The organism is Thermobifida fusca YX (genome assembly GCF_000012405.1).
Classification (GTDB): domain Bacteria; phylum Actinomycetota; class Actinomycetes; order Streptosporangiales; family Streptosporangiaceae; genus Thermobifida; species Thermobifida fusca.
On record NC_007333.1, the window covers coordinates 554,405 to 573,474 of the forward strand.

A 19,070-nucleotide genomic window follows, 5' to 3' on the forward strand; every position below is an offset into this window, starting at 1 on the left:
TCTGACAGCCGTAGACCGCAGTCCGGCGGTGCGCCATCCCGCAGGCGTTTCACTGAGGCGCCGGGAGAAGAGTTCACCGGCGCGGGTATCGTCACCGGCATGAACGACCGTCGCCTGCTGCTGGTGCACGCCCATCCTGACGACGAAACCATCGTCACCGGGGCGACCATGGCCCGATACGCGGCCGAGGGAGCCCACATCACGCTTGTGACCTGCACCCTCGGTGAAGAAGGGGAAGTGATCCCCCCGGAACTGGCCCATTTGGCGAGTGACCGGGAAGGCGGACTAGGCGAGTACCGTGTGACGGAACTCGAACGCGCCTGCGCCGCATTGGGTGTCCACGACCAGCGGTTTCTGGGCGGCAAGGGGCGCTACCGCGACTCAGGCATGATGGGTGCCCCCACGAACAGCCACCCCGCGTGCTTCTGGCAGGCCGACGTGGACACGGCCGCCCACGAACTCGCCGCGATCATCCGGGAAGTGCGCCCCCAAGTCATCGTCACCTACGACGACAACGGCGGCTACGGGCACCCCGACCACATCCAAGCGCACCGGGTGACCATGCGCGCCTTCGCTCAAGCCGCGGACCCCTCCCTGCCGGGCACCCCCTGGCAAGCCCGCAAGCTGTATGCGATCGCCCAGCCCAGGAAGCTGCTGGAAGAGTCAGTGGCACGCATGCAAGCCGACCCGGGCCCGTTCACCGCGCCCACCGCGGTGGAGGACATCGCCCCCGGCACCCCGGACGACCTGGTGACCACCCGCATCGACGGCTCCGCCTACTGGGAGAAGAAGCGGGACGCTCTGCAGGCGCACGCCACCCAGGTCGCTGTGGCGGGCACCCGGTTCGCGCTCTCCAACGGCATCGCCCAGGAGATCCACGCCGTGGAGTACTTCACCCTGCTGCACGGCCCGGAACCCCGCCGCGGCCCCGATGGCTACGAAACCGACCTGTTCGCCTGACCAGGAGCACGGCAGCAGCGTGCAAGACAAGCCACCCCGCGCCCTGGCCCGGCTGGGGCGCGGAAAGCGGTTAGGCTGCTCACTGTGACTTCCTCGGCAGAGCACACCGGTGAGCGCGCAGAGCCCGGTGCGGAAGCCACCGCCGGGCTGGACCGCCGCCTGATGGGCATGCTGGCCGCGCTCAACATCGTCTTCCTCGCAGCACTGGGCCTGGTCGGCGGAATCGTGGCGGGACTGTGCGCCGGGTGGGCGTCGTGGCTGTGGCTGACCGGCACGATCGGCCAACTGCTCAGCGTGGCAACCGTCCTGCTGTTCCTCCTCGTCCTCTTCTCCGGGGCCCGGGTGATCGGCTGGGCGGTCGGCGCCAAATGGGGGCCGGGAGCGTTCGCCGCCGGGTGGATTCTCGCCGGTGTCCTCCTGACCGGGTACGTGGCCGGCGGCGACGTGGTCATGACCTCCACCGTCCCCACCTACCTGTTCCTCTACGGCGGGGTAGGCGCGGTGATTGTGGCGACCGTGCTGACCCCCGAAACCGGGGACAAGGTCACCACGGACGGAGGAACGTCTGCCCCCACTCGAGGTACAGCGACTCCACCCCAATCAGACTGAACAGGGAGAACAGCCTCTCCAAGAACACGGCGTGGATCGGCGGGCACCACACGGCAGCGAACAGCAGCACCGTGCCGAAGATCGCCGCGTTGCGGCTGGGCCGCCACCGGTTGACCGCCTCGGTGAGGATGTCGTAGCCCACCGTGCCCGGCACCGGCAGCAGGGCGAGCAGGGCCGCGCTGACGTTGAGGAAGCACAGGAACATCACCGCGCCGATCGCCCAGTTGTTCGTGACCTGGCCTGCGGGGACGAGCAGGGCCACCGTGACCGCCAGCACCGCGGCCAGCACGACGTTGGTGGCCAGCCCGCCCAAAGCAGCGAGCACCCGGAAAGGACGGGTGACCGCGGACCGGTCCACGTGCACGGCGGGGCCGTTGAGCCCGAACGTGCCGAGCAGCAGGAACGCGACCGGGAGCACCACTTGGGCGCCGAGCTCCCGGAAAGCGAACGGGTTGAGTTTCAGGTAGCCGCTGCCGCGCAGCGCCCGGTCCCCGCCCCGGTAGGCCAGTAGCGACCGCACGTACTGGTGCAGGGTCAGACAGATGAGCCAGCCGCCGAGGAGCAGCAGGAACGGCGCGTAGGCGGTGCGCCAGCCGAGCACGGTCTCTTCGGCGCGGGTCCACGACAGCCACCCGGCTAGCGCGGTCACCCCCACCAGCAACAGGAACATCGGGCTGGGCAGGAAGTCCAGCCAACCGGGCGAGGCAGACTCGGTCTTAGCGGTGGTCGACGGGCCGGTGGGCGGCTCCTCAGCCGCCGACCGGGGTGCCGGATCAGACGTGGACATGCTGCTCCTGCTGGTCACACGGGTGAAACACGGTGTGGAAGAACTACCCACAGGCTAGAGGGCAGCAGAGCATGCCGCGTGCCGGGGTCGCCCCACCGACTACAGTGACGCGGCCGGGGCCGTCGCCGACAAGTGGAGCGCGGTGAGCGCAAAAGCCCGCCCCACCTTCGTCAACTGGGGGGTGGGGCCGTCGCCGAGCAGGTCGGGGCCGGTGATGCACCCCAGGATCTCCAGCAGCCACACCACGCTGATGAGGACGGAGCGCACCTGGTCGGTGCGGGGCCGCCCGCCGATGACGTCATCCTCCCAGCCGGACTGGATGAGCAGCCGGCACGCCTCGTCGGCGACGTCGATGTCGGCGTCACCGTATGGGGCGGACGCTGACTGCGGGGAGCGGAGCAGCAGCACACCCAGCAGGGTTTCGATCGCGGCCTGCTCGAAACCGTCGGTGGCCAGCACACTTTCCGCGACCGCGCGCCACAGTTCGTTGAGGTCGCTGTGGAGCTGCCGCCCGTGCCGGGTCAGCACCAGCCGACGGCCGGAGCGTCGCACCGCCCGCATAGCCCGCAGCAGTTTGTGCAGCACGATGAGCTGCATGACATCGGTTTCGCTGCGCGGCGGCGACGGCGATGTCCACCAGCCGAATTCGTCGCACAGCGCCCGCACCACGGCAGGAGATATGTAGCCGATCTGGGTGAGCGCGATCCCGTCGGCGGCATAGTCGAGCAGCCGCTGCACGGGGGCGAGCGCGTCAGCCGCGTTGCGCGGCATGTCCACGCCGGCGGTGAGCTGGCCGCGCAGGGGCAGCAGGTGCTCCCGGTGCGGGTGGGAGCGGGACGCCAGCCACTCCGCGACCCGTTCCTGGCGGATCTTGTCCAGATAGCTGAGGCCGTGGTGGTCGGGCTGGGTGAGGAAGCTGCGGGCGCGCTCCTCTTGGGCTGCCCGCCAGCCGCGCGTGCCTGGACGTACTTCACCTGCGGCGATCGCCAGCTCCAGTACCGCGGACGTCTCCCGGTAGGCTTCGATCTCGGCGTTGCCGAGCGCGGTCCCCCACGTCAATTCGGGCAGGTCGGGCGGGATCACCCCGGAGGAGCGCATGCTGCGCTCGTAGGCTGCCAGGCCCTGGTCGTGGGAGGTCGCATAGGCGCGCAGCACTTCGCGGGTGCGTTCCGATACGCAGATGTCGGCGTAGCGGTCTAAATCGAGGAGGCGGAAGAGGGAGCTGAGCGAGTCGGTGACGAACTGCCACTCGCTGGGCTCGGAGGAGAACCGCACCGGGAGGACGTGCCAGCAGAACTCTTGGACGGCGTGCTGGGTCAGGGTTTCCAATCGCCGGCCGGAGAGCAGAGTGTCCAAGGCGCTCTGCGCTACGTGGGCGGCGACCGGATCCGTGCGCGTCAGGTGAGCGAGGGCAGCGGCCACGGTTTCCTGCACGGCGGGATTCCCACCTCCTGCCTCGTCTCACCTCCGATGGCCCGGCCCGTGGGTTACGCGGAACCCGGTGCGCCGGAACGCCGGGGCGGCTGCGGCGGCACGACCTTGCTGGCCACGATCTCCGCGGCGGTCACGTGCGCGAGCGACCCGTCGCGGCGGCGCAACACGAGCACATCGTCGTGCCATGACTCCAATACACCGACGATATCCCGGAATCTCCCGTCTGGCAGCCGGAAACGCACAGTGACTCGCTGGCCGACATCGTCTTTGGTTATGGCGTGGGTGAAGCGGGCAACGTATCCCACAGTCACGACCCCCCGATTGTGATCCAGGCTTCGTGCAACGCAATACTAGGGACAGCGGTACCCGTGTCCTCTGGCCGTAAGACCCGTTTGAGGGCGCCTGCCGGTCTTCCGCGCAGACCGTCCCGCAAGCGCACCAAGCCCCGGGAGGCCACTCGGTGGTGGTCGGTCAGAAGTATCGCGACGTAGCAGCCACTTACGCGGTCCACGTGGCGAGACCGAGGAGGAATACGACGTGACTTACGTCATCGCGCAGCCGTGTGTCGATGTGCTCGACAAGGCATGCATTGAAGAATGCCCCGTCGACTGCATCTACGAGGGCGGGCGCATGCTCTACATCCACCCCGATGAGTGCGTCGACTGCGGTGCCTGCGAGCCGGTATGCCCGGTGGAGGCCATCTACTACGAGGACGACCTGCCCAGCGAATGGTCGGACTTCTACAAGGTTAATGTCGAGTTCTTCGAGGAGCTGGGCTCTCCCGGAGGTGCCTCCAAGGTCGGCAAGATCGACCGGGACCACCCGCTGGTCGCTGCCCTTCCACCGCAGGGCGAGTAGGACGAAGAAAGCGGATACGGGTCCGGCCATCGCTGGTGCGGTGGCCTGAGGAATGTGACGATCACGCCGTTGCCTGGCCCCGGCTGGGGAAGGCGGCGGCGTGATCGAGTCGTGCCCCGGCGGGGCGGACACGGTACAACAGAACAGGGCCCGCGCCCGCCGACCGGGACGGTGCGGGAAGTGACGTGATGAGGGGACGTGGCGACCATGGCCGAGCGGCGCCCGGTGGCTGACCGGCTACCGACCTTCCCGTGGGACCGGTTGGCACCGTACAAAGAGACCGCAGCGCAGCATCCCGACGGGATCGTCGACTTGTCGGTGGGCACCCCGGTGGACCCGGTGCCCCCGCGGCTGCGCGCGGCACTAGCCGAGGCCGCGGACACCCCCGGATACCCGCAGACGTACGGCACGCGGGCGCTGCGGGAGTCCATCAGCGGCTGGTTGGCGCGCCGCCACCAGGTGCAGGTGGACCCGGACGCCACCCTGCCCACCATCGGCTCTAAGGAACTGGTGGCCTGGCTGCCCACCCTGCTGGGACTGGGCCCGGGCGACACCGTGGTTTTCCCGGAACTGGCCTACCCCACCTATGACGTCGGGGCTCGTATCGCGGGGGCCACGCCGGTCGCGGCCGACTCGCTCACCCAGTTAGGGCCGGTCCGCCCCGGACTGCTGTGGATCAACTCTCCGGCTAACCCCACCGGCCGGGTCCTCGGACTCGAGCACTTGCGGAAAGTCGTGTCCTGGGCGCGGGAACGCGGGGTAGTGGTCGCCTCCGACGAGTGCTACCTGGAACTGGGCTGGGAAGGGGAGCGGCCCCTGTCGATCCTCCACCCCGAGGTGTGCGGCGGCTCCCACGAAGGGCTGCTCGCCGTGCACTCCCTGTCGAAGCGTTCCAACCTGGCCGGGTACCGGGCGGGTTTCGTGGCCGGCGACCCGGCCCTCGTCCAGCAGCTGCTCCAGGCCCGCAAGCACGCCGGGATGATGGTGCCCGCCCCCGTGCAGGCGGCGATGCGGGCGGCGCTCGACGACGACGAGCACGCTGAAGAGCAGAAGCAGCGCTATGCGGCCCGCCGCACCCAGTTGCGCGACGCATTGGAGAAAGCCGGCTGGCAGATCACGCATTCGGAAGCCGGGCTGTACCTGTGGGCGAGCCACCCCGACTATGACGCGTGGGGCTCGGTGCGGGTGCTGGCCGAGCAGGGCATCCTGGTCGCTCCGGGCGAGTTCTACGGCCCGGCGGGGGCCCGGCACGTCCGGGTGGCGTTCACCGCCACCGACGAGCGGGTGGCGGCCGCGGTCAAACGGCTCGCGGAACTGTAGGCAGCACCCCCGGCACGTGCCGGCGCCGCGGACTACTCCAAGACAAGCTGCTGGGTGGTGGTGGGCAGCGACTGCCACCCGGCGAGACCGGACTCAGCGGTCCACTGCTGGTCGAGGTAGGTCACCGAGGTAAGACCGTAGGCGGCGGCGTGGGCGACCGCCCATTGGGCCATGGCCCAGCCGAGGTCACCGGTCTGGCGCTCGACGGTTCCCAGCTCTTCGGGGCCGACCCCGAAGACGCGCCGCATCTCCTCGACCGCGGCAGCCACGTCGGTGGGACCCGCTTCCTCGTCCGGGAACCAGCAGGTCACTACGGCCCCTTCCACACCGGTGAAGGCGTTGGCCATGACCTGGGCGCGCTCCGTGTGCTGGTCGTAAGCGAACCCGTCGGCGCTGCGCTGCACCGCCTGGGCCGCTTCGTACACGGGGATCTCCAGGTAGTTTTCGACTTTCACCAGTTCTTCGTAGAACTTGGTGCTGGCGTAGACGGGGTCGATGATCTCTTCGGGAGTGCCCCAGTCCATAGAGGGGCGCTGCTGGAACAGTCCCAGCGAGTCGCGGTCACCGTACTCGATGTTGAAGAACTGCGACTCCTGCCACACCGTGGCATAGGAGATGACCACGGAGCGCGGGGGAAGGTCCATGGCGAAGGCCACGCCCGCGATCGTTGCCGCGTTGGCGGCCTGCTCCACTTCGAGCGTGTCAGTGTCCTCCTCGGTGGCGAGGCGGCAGCCGTCTTTCGGCGGCGGTGGAGTCAGGTCAAGAGGTTTGATGGAGCGTATGGCATAGATACCCGCGGCAACGAGAAGACCACAGGCCAGGGTCAAGGCGAACAGGATCTTGACGAACGCGGAAATCCTTCGACGCTTTCTGGGCACGAGCTGACCATATAGATGTCGGGAGAAACTACGCTATGAGATGACAAATCCTCATGATGCGGCATAAGGGTAGGCCAGGTGGCCTGCCCGTACGGAGTGCGGTCCGGACTACGCCGCCCAAATAAGGTTCTCGTAGTTGATGGTACGGGCCGTCCAGCGTAGTCCCTGGCAGACACCCGTGACCGACACCACGAGAGTGCCCGGTTTTTCCCGGCCCGGGAGGAACCCAGTAGGCTCCCAGCCATGACCACCTCGTACACCAGTCCGCTCCCGGAGAGCATCGACGAGCTGTGGGAGCGCCGCTCCGAACTCACTCCCGACGACGCTGAGGCCCGTGAGATCATCGTGGGCGCGGTCGACCAGATCGACGCCGGCAAGGCGCGCGTCGCCCACGTGGACCCTGAGACCGACGAGGTCGTCGTGGACCAGCGGGCCAAGCGCGCGATCCTGTTGAGCTTCCGCGTGCTGGGGATGGAAGAGTCCACGGTGGGCGGCTTCCACTACCACGACCGCATCCCGCTGAAGACCCGGTTGGACGGGGTGCGCGTGGTGCCGGGCGCGATCGCCCGGTGGGGTTCCTACATCGCCCCGGGGACGGTGCTGATGCCGTCCTTCACCAACATCGGCGCCTACGTCGACTCCGGCACCATGGTGGACACGTGGGCCACGGTCGGCTCCTGCGCCCAGGTCGGCAAGAACGTGCACCTGTCCGGCGGGGTCGGGGTCGGCGGTGTGCTGGAGCCGCCGCAGGCGTCCCCGGTCATCATCGAGGACGACGCGTTCCTGGGCTCGCGCAGCATGGTGGTCGAGGGGGCGCGGGTGCGCCGCGGCGCCAAGCTCGGCGCGGGCACGATCCTCACTGCCTCGACCCGCGTGTTCGACGCCGAGACCGGTGAAGAGCTCAAGCGCGGTGAAGCTCCGGCCTGGTCGGTGTGCGTGACCGCCAACCGGGTGAAGAGCTTCCCGGGCGGCGACTTCGGCCTGCCCTGCCTGCTCGTGCTCAAGCGCCTGGAGGAGGGGCAGGAGCACGACAAGCTCGCGCTCAACGAACTGCTCCGCGAGCACGGCGTCAACGGCTGACCCTCGCTTCTTCCCACCGGTCCCGGTCGGCTCGAAGGAGCAGGCCGGGACCGGTAGCGTGTCCCCGTCCCGTCTCACCACGAAAGCGCAGCCATGTTGGATCTCACCGCGGATGTCCGTGACCTCACTGCACGCCTCATCGACATCGCGTCGGTGAGCGGGGAAGAGGAGCCGCTCGCTGACGCGGTAGAGCAGGCGCTGCGGTCCTATGCGCATTTGACTGTGCTGCGGGACGGCAACGCGGTCGTGGCCCGCACCGACCTGGGGCGGGAGCGGCGCGTGATCCTCGCCGGGCATCTGGACACGGTGCCGATCGCCGACAACGTGCCTTCCCGCGTCGTGGACGGCAGGCTCTACGGCTGCGGGGCCTCCGACATGAAGAGCGGGGTGGCGGTCCAGCTCAAGCTGGCCGCGACCCTGACCGACCCGGTCTACGACCTCACGTTCGTCTTCTACGACTGCGAGGAGGTCGAAGCGGAGCGCAACGGGCTGCGACGGCTCGTCGCCCGGCATCCCGACTGGCTGCGCGGGGACTTCGCGGTGCTGCTGGAGCCCACGGGGGGCCAGATCGAAGGCGGCTGCCAGGGCACCATGCGGGTGGAGGTGACCGCGCAGGGGGTGCGCGCGCACAGCGCCCGCTCGTGGATGGGCCGCAACGCCATCCACGAAGCCGGCCGGATCCTCGACGTGCTGCGCGCCTACACGCCGCGCCAGCCCGAAGTGGACGGACTGCGCTACCACGAAGGGCTCAACGCGGTGGGGATCACCGGCGGGGTGGCGGGCAACGTCATCCCCGACCAGTGCGTCGTCACCGTCAACTACCGGTTCGCCCCCGACCGCACCCCGCAGGAAGCCGAAGCCCACCTGCGGGAAGTGTTCGACGGGTTCGACGTGCGGGTGACCGACGTGGCGGCAGGGGCCCGCCCAGGGCTGGACCATCCCACGGCGGCCGCGTTCGTGGCCTCGGTCGGCGGCGGGCAGGCACGCGCGAAACTCGGGTGGACCGATGTGGCGCGCATGGCCGAGCTGGGGATTCCCGCGGTCAACTACGGTCCCGGGGATCCCACCCTCGCGCACACGAAAGACGAGTGGGTGGACTTGGCGGAGATCGCCACCGCGGAGCAGCGGATGGCCGCCTGGCTGACCGGGGCAGGGTAACGCGGCGCTTGCCGCGGTGGTTGTCGCCGCTCAGACCGCTTGCGGACACCGTCGCTTGGCCTGAAAGTCGATGCGAGAAACCTCAGAGTGGGTAACGTTGCGACATGACGGATTCTCGATCGATCGAACGGCAGGCAGGTCCCCTCACCTACCGGGGAAGAGAGATCCCTAAGAGCACCACTGACCAGCGGCTGCTGGACCGTCGCGGCCCGACGGACTGGGTGCACACCGATCCCTGGCGGGTGCTGCGCATCCAGTCGGAGTTCGTTGAGGGCTTCGGCATGCTCTCCGAGGTGGGCAGGGCCGTGTGCGTGTTCGGCTCGGCCCGGATCAAACCGGAGACCCCCTACTACGAGCTGGGGGAGGAGATCGGCCGCAAGCTCGTGGAGGCCGGGTACACGGTCATCACCGGCGGCGGTCCGGGGTTGATGGAGGCCGCCAACAAGGGGGCCGCCGACGTCGGCGGGACCTCGATCGGCCTCGGTATCGAGCTGCCGTTCGAGCAGTCGCTCAACGACTACGTCAACCTGGGGGTCGTCTTCCGGTACTTCTTCGTCCGCAAGACGATGTTCGTGAAGTACTCCCAGGCGTTCGTCGTGCTGCCGGGCGGCTTCGGCACGCTCGACGAGCTGTTCGAAGCGCTCACCCTGGTGCAGACCGGCAAGATCACCCGCTTCCCGGTGATCCTGGTGGGCACGGACTTCTGGGGCGGCCTGGTGGAGTGGATCAACGACCGGCTGCTCGCTGAAGGCTTGATCTCTCCGAGCGACCCCGATCTGATCCACCTCACCGACGACCCGGACGACGTCATCGAGACGATCCAACGGGCCCACGCAGAGTGGGAGCGGGCCCTGGAAGAGGAGGAGGCGGTCACAGAGCTGGAGGAGGCCCTGCGGGAAGCCGAGCACTCCTGAGCCGTGGATTGTGCCGCGTCACATTCTGTGGCGGGGATGTGGCACGATCGACAGTGTGATAGCCATCCTGATCCTGACAGCACTGGCTGCCTTCGCGGTGCTCGTCACCGTGGCGGTTCTGGTCATGGGGCATGGCGGGCAACTGGCGCGGTTCGAAGCTGATCACCCTCCGCTGGACCTGCCCGTTGACCGTCTGGTGACCGGCCGTGACGTGGCGCGAATCCGGCTTCCCCTCGCGCTGTGGGGATACCATGTGCGCGCCGTTGACGAGGTGCTGGACCGGATGGCCGCCGACATCGAGGAGCGGGACGCGCGTATCGCCCAGTTGGAAGCGCGGTTGCACAGCCCCGCCTCCTCTGCAGCACGGCCACAGGTGTGGTATCCGCGTTCCCCCCGGGAAACTTCAGCGGAGGGGGGAGAGCAGCACGCTCCCGAGAGTGAAGGATCTGATACCGACCCCTGGCCGGACGCGGCCGCACCCCCCGGGGTCGAGTACGCCAACCAGCATTCCGGGATAGGAGACCGTCGAGAATGAGCGTGGAGAGTCCGCCCCAGGAGTCGTCCGGGGCGGACTTCCCTTCACAAGGGGCACGCCGCGGCGCCGACGGGCGGTTCCGCTGCCCGTGGGCGTTGGGCGCCGCCGATTTGATGCGCTACCACGACCTGGAATGGGGCGTCGTGGTCCGCGACGATCGGGGACTGTTCGAACGGGTCAGCCTGGAAGCGTTCCAGGCCGGGCTGTCGTGGCTGACCGTGCTGCGGAAACGCGCGGCGCTCCGGGAGGTGTTCTGCGGTTTCGACATGGCCCGGGTTGCGGCGTTCACGGAGCGGGACGTGCAGCGGCTGCTCGCGGACGCGCGAATCATCCGCAGCCGCGCCAAGATCGAAGCGGTCATCAGCAATGCGCGTGCGGCTTTGGCACTGCCGGAAGGGCTGGCGGAGTTCGTGTGGCGGTATGCGCCTGAGTCGCCGCCGCCCGCACCGAAGACGGCCGCGGACGTGCCCGCGTCCACCCCGGAGAGCGCCGCGTTGGCGCGGGCGTTGAAGCAGCGCGGGTTCCGTTTCGTCGGCCCGACGACCGTCTACGCGATGATGCAGGCGGTGGGGATGGTGGACGACCACCTCGTCGACTGCCACTGCCGTGGGAGCGGCACTGCCCGCGGGTATCCCGCGGAATCCCCAGCCTGAGCGGGGCGCGCCAGCGGTCGGGTGTCCGTGCCGCGGCTGCTTCTTTTCCGCACGCGGGTGGGCAATACTTTCCTTTTGCCGGTTTCCTTGGGATTGGAGAATTCGACCTAAGGAAATCCGCGAACAGTACCCCCCGAAACCCCCGCGTGCCGCGGAAAACACCACCATTATTCATGTGATTTTCGTCACATTGCTTGCCGGTGTGGGGGTAGTTCGCGTGGCTTATCCTGTTTCGCTGTATTGCGAACGTCCCCTCCATGCACGTTCGCACCGTTGGAGGAAGCGATGATCGATTCGCGCCAGAGTCCTCGCTCCACACCCCCCGTTAGGGAACAGCGGTGACCGCGCCCCCCGAATCGGAGCGGAGCGCGCGCCCGTCAGCGGCATCCCCGATCCGAGCGATGTCGCTGTGGCCCCCGCCCCGATCCGCCCGACACAACAACCGGCGCCCCAAACTGCCCCTCATCCTCGGTGTAGGCGTCGGCGTCGTCGTGCTGGCCGTCATGGTCGGCAGCCTGCTGTGGGGAGAAGAAGAGCCAGAACCCGAAGAACCCCCTGCTGTCGTCACCGACGGCATCCCCGAAGAGTACGCGGGAAGCTGGAGCGGGGAGATGTCCCAGCACGACGAGGAAGGCAACCTGGTCGCCGACTGGGTGGTCCAGCTCAAACTCGACGCGGGGACTGACCGAGGCAGTGCAGAACTGCTTCCCTTCCACTGCCGGGGCAGCATCGTCCTCACCGAGCAGACCGCGGAATCTCTCGTGTTCGACTACGCGGAAACCTACGATCCGGAGGACCGCTGTATCGACACGAGCATGCTCACCCTGACCCAACGCGTCCCCGGAACACTCGAGGCCACGTGGGAGGGTATCTCCCGAGAAGGAACCGTCATGACCTCCACGGGTACCCTCAAGTAGGTTCGCCCCATGCCCGCCGCCAGCCAGGACAACGACGGCGGGCCCAGCCAATCGGGAGGACCGATGGCCGATCCGGCCCCCTTGATCGACACCGACCCCGCGCGCATCGGGGAGTACACGCTACTTGGACGGCTCGGACAGGGCGGTCAGGGAGTCGTCTACCTCGGAAGCGCCCCTGACGGGGCACGGGTGGCGGTCAAGACGCTGCACCGGGACGCCCTCGACCTGCCGGGCCTGCGCGAACAGCTCGCCGAAGAAGTCGAGATGGCCCGCCGGGTTGCGCGGTTCTGCACCGCGCAAGTGCTCGCCGCCGACCTCGACGCCGACCCGCCCTACGTGGTCAGCGAGTACGTGGAAGGCCCCTCGCTGCAGGCCGTGGTCCGCGAGCGAGGGCCGCTGCGCGGAGCCAGCCTGGAACGGCTCGCAGTCGGCACCCTCACCGCCCTCGCCGCCATCCACCAGGCCGGAATCGTGCACCGCGACTTCAAACCGGCCAACGTGCTCATGGCCCCCGGGGGCCCGCGCGTCATCGACTTCGGCATCGCCCGGGCCCTCGAAGGAACCGCGATCCTCACCAGCAGGATCGCCGGGACCCCCGCCTACATGGCCCCGGAGCAGATCACCGGTGGGCCGCTCGGACCGGCCGTCGACATGTTCGCCTGGGGTGCCACCCTCGTCTACGCGGCCAACGGGCGCGGCCCGTTCGGCCACGGCTCCCTGAAAGCCGTAGTCCAGCGAGTCATCAACGACGAACCGGACTTCGGGGAGCTCAGCGGCACCCTGCGCGAAATCGCGGAACGCTGCCTGAACAAAGACGCCGCCCAGCGGCCGACCGCGGCCGAAACCCTCATGCTGGTGCTCGGCATCGAAGGGCCGCCCCCGACTGAGGAGCCCAGCACGGACACGGCCATCCCCGTCACCCACCAGACCCTCGTGGCCGGGGCGATCGCCGCTGCCGACACGGGAGAGCAGGAGAGCGCCGCGGAACTCTACCGCTCCTACCCGCCGGCCCCTCCGCCACCGCACTCCAACGTCGCGGCCCAGCCGTCTCCGACGCCCCCGCCACACCCGCAGACCGCCAGCGGCCCCCAGCCTTCCCTGCCCTCGACTGGTGCACAGCACTCCGGATACGGGTATGCGACCGGGCCGCACCAGTCCGGATACGGGTATGCGACCGGTCCCCAGCAGGGCGGGTACGCGCCCCCGCCCGGACCGCACCAGCACGCCTATCCCACCCCCCATTCCGGGAATGCGGCCATCCCGCCCCACGGGGGGCCGAGCGGCCCCTACGCCCCCGCCCAGCCGTGGATGCCGTCCACCGGGGGCTACCCCCAGACCAGCCAGCCCTATAGCGGGCAGCAGTACCAGCAGCAGGCCGAGGGGACCAGCACCGCGTTCGTGCTCGGCGTCGTCAGCATCGCCGTCATCGCCGGGGTCCTGCTCTTCATCCTGCTGTTCCTGCTGATCGGCAGCCTCGGCTGACCGTGCCGCGCTGCCGGTCAGCATCCGCGGAAGGCGGGCTGCCGCTGCTCGAGGAAAGCCAGCGCGGCCTGCAGGTGGTCGGCGGTCTCCACGCACTGGTCTTGGAGGCTGGCTTCGATCTCCAAAGCACCTGCCAGGTCCAGCGCCGCGCCGCACCCCACCTCCGCCTTGATCGCGGAATAGGCCACGGTCGGCCCGGAAGCCAGGCGCAGGGCGAGACTGCGCGCGGCGTGTGCCAGCTCCTCCGGTGCGACAACCCGGGCGACCAGCCCGATATCGAGGGCGCGTTCTGCCGTCACCGGCTCGGCGAGCAGCAGCATCTCCATCGCCCGCGCCTGGCCCACCAGCCGCGGCAGCGTCCAGGAGACCCCGGAATCCGCGCCCAGCCCCAGACTGGCGAACGCGAGGACGAACGACGCGCCGGCGGCAGCGATCCGCAAGTCCGCGGCGAACGCCAGCCCGGCGCCCGCGCCCGCCGCCACGCCGTTGACCGCGGCGACCACCGGCTTAGGCATCCGGGCCATGGTCAACACGATGGGGTTGGTGTAGGCGCGCACCGTGTCCCCGAAGCCTTTGCCTTCGCTGAGCCGCCGACCGTGCTCCACCATGTCCCAGCCAGCGCAGAACGCTTCGCCCGCCCCGGTGAGCAGCACCGCGCGGACCGCGGCGTCCCCGCGCGCCCGCTCCAAAGCCTCGAGCAGCAGCTGCTGCGTTTCCACGGTGAGCGTGTTGCGCATTTCCGGCCGGTTCAGCGTGATCGTGGCGACCCCGTCGGCAGCCTCGTAGCGGACGCTCTCTTTATCGGACATTGACTCTCCCTGACACAGCGGGTCCGTAATTCGCGGAGCGCAGTCCTCGCCCGAGACTGTCCTGGCTGGTGGAATAAGGAATACCACGGGGGTAGCAGAGTCTTCGGACGGCACCGCCAGCACCGTTGCCGTCCCACGATCGTCGAGTTTCGTCCGGCTCACAACCTCCCGGTCGTTTCCAACCCGGGGCCAAAACCGAGATAATGACAGATCAGTGATTCGTTCACTGAGTCACGCGGATTCGGCCCGCTCCGCACTCCGGACTCGTTGAGACGATCCGGGACGCCGATGGACCGACTCACACACGCGCGACCATCGTCTAGGAAAGGGGATACGGCATGGCGGCGATGAAGCCGAGGACCGGAGATGGACCGCTGGAGGTCACCAAGGAGGGTCGCGGCATCATCATGCGGGTTCCGCTGGAGGGCGGTGGGCGTCTGGTGGTCGAGCTGACCCCGGCCGAGGCCGGTGAACTCGCCAACGCACTCAACGAAGTCGTCAGTTAACGGTTTTCCCACCGTTGTCCCATCGTGGTGCCGGGCGACCAGACCTGACTGCGTCTTCACCCCCGCCCACACGGTCAGCGAGAGTGATCGTCCGGCCACGCGATATCCGAATCCACGAGGAATGTGAGTGCCCGTGCCGCTCGCTACGGAGATCCACCCGACTGACGGCGTCCTCGCCGAATCCACCGCTGACCGCCTCGCGATCATCGTCCGCGCTGGAACGGACGGGCCGCAGCCGGTAGCGGACGGCGTAGGACTGAGCCTGACCAACCTCGACGCCCGGCTTCCCGCGTCGGTGGCGCAATTGTTCGACACCTACGAATTCCGCGGGAAAGCAGGGCAGATCGTCGAGTTCCCGGTGGATCTCGGTCGAGGGCTGATCCGCCTGTCGTTCCTCGGGGTCGGCGACGCCACCCCCGAGGAGATGCGCAAGGCGGGCGCGGCGTTCGCACGCTCGGTGAGAGGAAGCTCCCGAGCCGCGGTCAACGCTGCTGTCTCGGGTCACGACCCGGAAGCGCTGACCGCCTTCGTGGAAGGGGCGTTGCTGGCCTCCTACACGTTCACGCTGACTGAGACAGCCGAGGGCACCGCGCCCGCGGCAGCGATCGACCTGGTTGGTTCGGCAGCCTCCGAGGCCGCCGAACCAACCAGGCGGGGCACGGTCCTGGCCCGGGCTACCGCCATGGCCCGGGACCTCATCAACACTCCCGCAGCGGAGAAAAGCCCCGCGTGGCTCGCGTCTCGAGCCGAAGCCATCGGCGCAGAAGCGGGACTGTCGGTCCGGGTCTGGGACGAGGAAGCCCTGTACCACGACGGGTTCGGCGCGATCCTGACCGTCGGCCAAGGATCGCCCCGGCCGCCGCGACTGGTGGAACTCTCCTACCGCCCAGCCGGCGCCACCGAGCACATCGTCCTCGTCGGCAAAGGCATCACCTTCGACACCGGCGGACTGTCGTTGAAACCCAACGACAACATGAAGCTCATGAAGACCGACATGAGCGGCGCCGGAATCATCCTCGCGGTCCTCTCGGCCGTGCAGGAACTCGGCGTCCGGGTCTCGGTCACCGGGCTGCTCGCGATCGCGGAGAACGCCTTCTCCGGTTCGGCCATGCGGCTAGGCGATGTGCTGACCACCTACAGCGGGCGCACCGTCGAAGTGCTCAACAGCGACGCGGAAGGCCGCCTCGTGCTCGCCGACGCGATCGGCTACGCCGTCACCAAGCTGGCCCCCGACACCCTGGTGGACGTGGCTACGCTCACCGGGGCAGCCAGGGTCGCCCTGGGCAGCGGGATCGGCGCCCTCTTCGCCACCGACGACACGCTGGCCGCCGCACTCGTCGACGCGGGGAAGCGGTCCGGCGAGACCCTGTGGCGGATGCCGCTGCACGAGGAGTACCGCGACGCCCTCGACTCTCCCGTCGCCGACCTGGCGAACACGAGCGTCAAAGACGACTACGGGCACCCCGGAGCCATCGAGGCTGCGCTCTTCCTCCGCGAATTCGTCGGCTCCGTGCCCTGGGCGCACCTGGACATCGCCGGCCCGGGCCGGTCCATGAGCGACGAGGGAATCCTCAGCAAGGGCGGTACCGCGTTCGGCACCCGGCTGCTGCTGCGCTGGCTCGCCGAACGGTAAACTCCCGCACCCCCTGAACCGGGCAGCAGCCTCGGACCTGCCGCTGTCCGGAACCGCAGCAGCGCCCACCCCCGGTTCGGCAGGCCCAAAGTCCTCTCGTGTGTGCGGTGCGGAACTTAATCGTTCCCCGCGGTGTTAATGAAAAGCAGGAGTATCGACGCCCCGCCACGTGGACCGAGCGCCGAACGAAGGGAGTGCTAGTGGCAGACCCAGCCCCTGCCGCCGACTTCGGCCATTGGGAGCCGCCAAGCTGGGAAGAGGTGGTACGCACCCACTCGGCTCGGGTCTACCGGCTCGCCTACCGGCTGACCGGCAACCAGCACGACGCTGAAGACCTCACCCAGGAGGTCTTCATCCGCGTCTTCCGGTCGCTGGCCAACTACACTCCCGGAACCTTCGAGGGGTGGCTGCACCGCATCACCACCAACCTGTTCCTCGACATGGCGCGGCGCCGTTCCCGCATCCGCTTCGAAGGACTCGCGGAAACCGCCAACGACCGTCTCGAGGGTCGGGAACCCTCCCCCGCGCAGGCTTACGACGACCGCCACTTCGACGCCGACGTGCAGGCCGCACTCGACGCACTCTCCCCCGAGTTCCGCGCCGCCGTTGTGCTGTGTGACATCGAAGGGCTCTCCTACGAGGAGATCGCCGCCACTCTGGGAGTGAAGCTGGGCACGGTGCGCAGCCGAATCCACCGCGGCCGAGCCCAACTCCGCGCCGCGCTGCAGCACCGCCGCCAGGCAGCCGAACGGGTCGGGGAGGTCACGGAAGCATGAGCCACCTAGAGGAGCAGCTCTCCGCCTTCATCGACGGCGAGTTGGGGCACAGCGAGCGGGAACGGGTGCTCAGCCACCTCGCCCGCTGCGAACCATGCCGGTTCGAAGCCGCCATGCTGCGCCAGTTGAAACAGCGGCTGTGCACCCTGCGGCCCCCAGAACCCGCCTCCGAGTTCCTCACCCGGCTCCTCGCCCTTCCCGAGGCCACCACCGGGGACCCGCCCGCACCCCCCAGCGGGTTCGGTGCGTCCCCGCCCCTGGGAGCAGGCCAACCGCTCGGCGGACTCCCCCTGCCGCGCCCGGAACGGCGCCCCGCCCCGGCCCGCGGACTCTTCCGGTTCCGCGGCGAGTGGGGGCGCGCCCGCTACGCGGTCGCGGGAGTCTCCATGCTCGCCGCCGCCCTCGGCACCGCGTTCCTCGCCGGTGGAGACCCCGCGGAACCCCCCGTGGTCACCCCGGCGCTCACCGACTACGCGATCGAACACGCGGCCGTCTCCGGGCAGTCCCCTCTGGGGGACCCCGCCACGGTCCCAGTGGTCACCCGTCCCCTGTCCCCGCACGATGCACCAACAGTGCAGGTTGTCCAGACGGTCAACCGCGGGGTGATGCGGTCGGACACCCCTGAGCACCGGTGAGCGGGGGCCGTGACACGGCCGGTCCCCGATGGCGTGCACCGGCCACGGCAGCTGTGCTGTGCCTGCTGCTGTGCCTGGTATCCGTCGCCGTTGTCGGCGACTCTGCCGACCGTCCCGCGGGACGGCGCGGCGGGGACGGCATGGCGGTCCTGCGGCGCGCCGCAGAGACCAGCGTCCGCCTCTCCTACCAGGGGGTCCGCGTGGTGTCCTGGGTCGACAGCACGGGCCGCACGGAAACCGCCCGGCTGAACATCCTCCACCAGCCCGGCGTGGGCACGCTGGTCAGTCCACTCCACGACACCGGGGAAGGCACCAACCTGCTGGTCGGATCAACCCCCTGGGGCAGGGTGGGCAAAGACGTGCTCGACGTGCTGGAAACCAACTTCTGGGTCCGCACCGAAGGGGAAACCCAGATTGGGCAGCGCTCCGCCGTGGGTGTGGTCGCCCAACGGGACAACGGGCAGGTCGCGGCCCGCTTCTGGACCGATGAGCACACCGGGCTGCTGCTGCGTCGCGAAGTGTACGACATCAGCGGGGAAGTCGCGCAGACCAGCGTGTTCGAATCCATCCAGTTCGGTGTGGACGCGGCCGCGCTTGCCGAGGAGACACGACAGCCCGACGTCGTCAGCCGACCCTGGGGCGACGAACTCGACCCGCAGGAACTCCGCCAGTTGCGAGACGAAGGCTGGGTGCTGCCGGAACGGCTGCTGTGGGGCTTCGAACTGGTTGAGGCCCGCGCCACCGGCGAAGGAGACGAGCGGATCACCCACCTGACCTACTCCGACGGGATCAGCGTGATCTCCGTGTTCACCCAGCGCGGCAGCCTCGGCGGGGCAGCGGTCACCGGGCTGCGCCGGACCGAAGAGGACGGCGCCCTCGTCCACGTCGCCGACGAAGGCGGCCAGCACCAGCGGATCTGGGAAGCGGACGGGTTCGTGCACACGGTGCTCGCCGACGCGCCAGCGGGTCTCGTCGCCGACGTCCTCCACGCGCTGCCCCCGCCCGACCGCCACGGTTTCTGGGAGCGAGTCGGTCGAGGTTTCGAACGCGTGGGAACGTGGCTCGACTAATGTGCATCCCAGAGAAGGGGCATGCGGAACCCCGTGGTCACGGACGAGTGTGGCCT

General features: G+C 68.9%; 21 protein-coding genes. 16 read left to right on the plus strand and 5 right to left on the minus strand.

The features are described from left to right. Positions 1–99 precede the first annotated feature (99 nt). Both mshB and TFU_RS02430 read left to right on the plus strand, forming a co-directional pair. Entirely contained in the window at positions 100–960 is an 861-nt protein-coding gene (gene mshB, locus TFU_RS02425) for an N-acetyl-1-D-myo-inositol-2-amino-2-deoxy-alpha-D-glucopyranoside deacetylase (RefSeq protein WP_011290933.1), read from the plus strand. A gap of 84 nt (positions 961–1,044) precedes the next feature. Further along, complete coding sequence (locus tag TFU_RS02430; protein ID WP_011290934.1) at positions 1,045–1,569, plus strand: hypothetical protein; 525 nt, start codon at positions 1,045–1,047, stop codon at positions 1,567–1,569. On the opposite strand, the gene TFU_RS02435 is transcribed toward TFU_RS02430, so the two are convergent. From TFU_RS02435 to TFU_RS02445, 3 genes are all read right to left on the minus strand, one after another. Then, on the minus strand, positions 1,505–2,356 hold the full coding sequence (locus TFU_RS02435; RefSeq protein ID WP_011290935.1) for a site-2 protease family protein: 852 nt from the start codon (positions 2,354–2,356) through the stop codon (positions 1,505–1,507). The genes TFU_RS02430 and TFU_RS02435 overlap by 65 nt on opposite strands. Positions 2,357–2,455: 99 nt before the next feature. Next, positions 2,456–3,790, minus strand: a complete 1,335-nt coding sequence (locus TFU_RS02440; RefSeq protein WP_011290936.1) for a hypothetical protein — start codon at positions 3,788–3,790, stop codon at positions 2,456–2,458. A 53-nt stretch (positions 3,791–3,843) separates the two neighbouring features. Next, on the minus strand, positions 3,844–4,095 hold the full coding sequence (locus TFU_RS02445; RefSeq protein ID WP_011290937.1) for a hypothetical protein: 252 nt from the start codon (positions 4,093–4,095) through the stop codon (positions 3,844–3,846). 232 nt (positions 4,096–4,327) lie between these two features. On the opposite strand from TFU_RS02445, the gene fdxA reads away from it, so the two are divergent. Further along, positions 4,328–4,648: a ferredoxin gene (fdxA, locus tag TFU_RS02450; protein WP_011290938.1), complete on the plus strand. Its 321-nt coding sequence runs from the start codon at positions 4,328–4,330 to the stop codon at positions 4,646–4,648. 207 nt (positions 4,649–4,855) lie between these two features. Next, positions 4,856–5,968 carry a succinyldiaminopimelate transaminase gene (gene dapC, locus TFU_RS02455; protein WP_011290939.1) on the plus strand — a complete coding sequence of 371 codons (1,113 nt, stop codon included), beginning with the start codon at positions 4,856–4,858 and terminating at the stop codon, positions 5,966–5,968. A 32-nt stretch (positions 5,969–6,000) separates the two neighbouring features. On the opposite strand, the gene TFU_RS02460 is transcribed toward dapC, so the two are convergent. Then, positions 6,001–6,846 carry a hypothetical protein gene (locus TFU_RS02460; RefSeq protein ID WP_011290940.1) on the minus strand — a complete coding sequence of 282 codons (846 nt, stop codon included), beginning with the start codon at positions 6,844–6,846 and terminating at the stop codon, positions 6,001–6,003. A gap of 243 nt (positions 6,847–7,089) precedes the next feature. Here TFU_RS02460 and TFU_RS02465 point away from each other — a divergent pair, with 243 nt between their 5' ends. The 7 genes from TFU_RS02465 (at position 7,090) to TFU_RS02495 (ending at position 13,585) form a co-directional block, all read left to right on the plus strand. Beyond that, positions 7,090–7,926, plus strand: coding sequence for a 2,3,4,5-tetrahydropyridine-2,6-dicarboxylate N-succinyltransferase (locus TFU_RS02465; RefSeq protein WP_011290941.1), 837 nt, complete (start codon positions 7,090–7,092; stop codon positions 7,924–7,926). A 93-nt stretch (positions 7,927–8,019) separates the two neighbouring features. Further along, on the plus strand, positions 8,020–9,084 hold the full coding sequence (dapE, locus tag TFU_RS02470) for a succinyl-diaminopimelate desuccinylase (RefSeq protein WP_011290942.1): 1,065 nt from the start codon (positions 8,020–8,022) through the stop codon (positions 9,082–9,084). Between the two features lie 104 nt (positions 9,085–9,188). After that, on the plus strand, positions 9,189–9,998 hold the full coding sequence (locus tag TFU_RS02475; RefSeq protein WP_011290943.1) for a TIGR00730 family Rossman fold protein: 810 nt from the start codon (positions 9,189–9,191) through the stop codon (positions 9,996–9,998). A gap of 55 nt (positions 9,999–10,053) precedes the next feature. Beyond that, entirely contained in the window at positions 10,054–10,533 is a 480-nt protein-coding gene (locus TFU_RS15565; RefSeq protein WP_104612838.1) for a hypothetical protein, read from the plus strand. Further along, positions 10,530–11,186: a DNA-3-methyladenine glycosylase I gene (locus TFU_RS02485; protein WP_011290945.1), complete on the plus strand. Its 657-nt coding sequence runs from the start codon at positions 10,530–10,532 to the stop codon at positions 11,184–11,186. The genes TFU_RS15565 and TFU_RS02485 overlap by 4 nt, the downstream gene beginning before the upstream one ends. Positions 11,187–11,524: 338 nt before the next feature. After that, entirely contained in the window at positions 11,525–12,103 is a 579-nt protein-coding gene (locus TFU_RS02490) for a hypothetical protein (RefSeq protein ID WP_011290946.1), read from the plus strand. 63 nt (positions 12,104–12,166) lie between these two features. Next, positions 12,167–13,585 carry a serine/threonine-protein kinase gene (locus tag TFU_RS02495; RefSeq protein WP_016188211.1) on the plus strand — a complete coding sequence of 473 codons (1,419 nt, stop codon included), beginning with the start codon at positions 12,167–12,169 and terminating at the stop codon, positions 13,583–13,585. 17 nt (positions 13,586–13,602) lie between these two features. On the opposite strand, the gene TFU_RS02500 is transcribed toward TFU_RS02495, so the two are convergent. Next, on the minus strand, positions 13,603–14,394 hold the full coding sequence (locus tag TFU_RS02500; protein WP_011290948.1) for an enoyl-CoA hydratase-related protein: 792 nt from the start codon (positions 14,392–14,394) through the stop codon (positions 13,603–13,605). Between the two features lie 338 nt (positions 14,395–14,732). On the opposite strand from TFU_RS02500, the gene TFU_RS15700 reads away from it, so the two are divergent. The 5 genes from TFU_RS15700 to TFU_RS02520 all read left to right on the plus strand — a co-directional run bounded on the left by TFU_RS15700 (position 14,733) and on the right by TFU_RS02520 (position 19,014). Continuing rightward, a complete protein-coding gene (locus tag TFU_RS15700) occupies positions 14,733–14,900 on the plus strand; it encodes a DUF3117 domain-containing protein (RefSeq protein WP_011290949.1) in 168 nt (55 codons plus the stop codon). A 133-nt stretch (positions 14,901–15,033) separates the two neighbouring features. Further along, complete coding sequence (locus TFU_RS02505) at positions 15,034–16,533, plus strand: leucyl aminopeptidase (protein WP_016188212.1); 1,500 nt, start codon at positions 15,034–15,036, stop codon at positions 16,531–16,533. 194 nt (positions 16,534–16,727) lie between these two features. Next, a complete protein-coding gene (gene sigE, locus TFU_RS02510) occupies positions 16,728–17,309 on the plus strand; it encodes an RNA polymerase sigma factor SigE (RefSeq protein WP_258076876.1) in 582 nt (193 codons plus the stop codon). Then, complete coding sequence (locus tag TFU_RS02515) at positions 17,306–17,944, plus strand: anti-sigma factor family protein (RefSeq protein WP_011290952.1); 639 nt, start codon at positions 17,306–17,308, stop codon at positions 17,942–17,944. Before sigE ends, TFU_RS02515 begins: the two co-directional genes overlap by 4 nt. Further along, positions 17,941–19,014 (plus strand): sigma-E factor regulatory protein RseB domain-containing protein, encoded by a 1,074-nt coding sequence (locus TFU_RS02520; RefSeq protein WP_011290953.1) that lies wholly within the window; start codon positions 17,941–17,943, stop codon positions 19,012–19,014. Before TFU_RS02515 ends, TFU_RS02520 begins: the two co-directional genes overlap by 4 nt. Positions 19,015–19,070 lie beyond the last annotated feature (56 nt).